The 1016-nt window shown below is 52.0% G+C and carries 1 protein-coding gene and 1 pseudogene; both read right to left on the bottom strand.

Annotation, left to right across the window (positions count from 1 at the left end; translation table 11 throughout):
- Window positions 1-456: 456 nt before the first annotated feature.
- Window positions 457-576, bottom strand: a pseudogene (locus EYQ01_03575) (type II toxin-antitoxin system mRNA interferase toxin, RelE/StbE family).
- Window positions 563-796: a CopG family transcriptional regulator gene (locus EYQ01_03580; protein ID HIE64894.1), complete on the bottom strand. Its 234-nt coding sequence runs from the start codon at window positions 794-796 to the stop codon at window positions 563-565. Before EYQ01_03580 ends, EYQ01_03575 begins: the two are co-directional and overlap by 14 nt.
- Window positions 797-1016 lie beyond the last annotated feature (220 nt).

The raw sequence follows: 1016 nt of genomic DNA on the forward strand, positions 1-1016 counted from the left end.
GGTGTCTGCTTTGGCTTCCAGGTCTTTTTTGTCGAGTATGCCGGTCACTATTTTGTTCCTTATCCTTGTGACCCTTCGGGTCAGATTTCTCCGCTTCGGTCGAAATGACTAAGTTCGAGATCTCTCCGCTTCGGTCGAGATGACGGGAGTGGGCGTTTCGCTCGCTTCGGTCGAGATGACTGGAAGGGGTCGAGATGACGTGAAGGGCGCATTCTACAAGGATTACAGGAGACCCTTTAGACTGTGTGGTTAGTTGCTTATGCGCTGGGGGAATAATGGGGGTGTTTGGTATTCGGCGGGGGTATAAGAGAGAGATCTCTCCGCTTCGGTCGAGATGACGGGCGGGAGGTCGAGATGACGGGTCACCTTCTTCCAGTCATGTCGACCGGAGCGAAGCGCAGTGGAGAGATCTCATGCTCGGTAGTTATCCAACCCGGTGAGTTTGGTTCAATCAAAGGGTCGTGGATCCTCTGAAAGCGCATCAATCCTGCCTAGTATCCTCTGGACATCCTGGGTTGGAATCCTGCGAAGATCCTTGGCGACAGGTTTCTTGAACCTGACCTCATAGCTTGCCATGTTTTTTCAGATCTTTTAGCAGCGCTTCGTAGGTGATGGAGGGTTCATTGATACGATCTGAAAATGCCTGAAGGTCTTCTTCATCTTCGCTCATTAATAGTCGAACAGCTTCGTCTACCAATTCAGATAGCGATGTTTCGGTTGAAACGGCTTTTGACTTTAGGGCTTTGTGGATAGCGGGGTCGAAATAGACCGTGGATCTTTTTGATAGATTGCTCATGGTAGGGGCTCGGTGTTTTTGGCATTTTAACGTTATAAGGTTATAGCGTCAATGTTGGCGAATTACAGGAAAGGTGAGATCCCTCGGCTTCGCTCGAGATGGCGGAGGGCGCGGCGGGATGACGGAGGCAGGTCGGTGGGCAGGTAGGGATGATAGTGGCGGTCGAGGTTGCGAGAACGCTAGGTCTCTCCGCTACGGCCGCCGTTGGTGGCATTCGGTC

It is taken from the genome of Candidatus Manganitrophaceae bacterium (assembly GCA_012960925.1).
In the GTDB taxonomy this organism is placed as follows: domain Bacteria; phylum Nitrospirota; class Nitrospiria; order SBBL01; family JAADHI01; genus DUAG01.

What these genes read in the sequence shown, in the direction of transcription:
- EYQ01_03580 (HIE64894.1), bottom strand. Translation starts at nt 796, where the DNA reads ATGAGCAATCTATCAAAAAGATCCACGGTCTATTTCGACCCCGCTATC.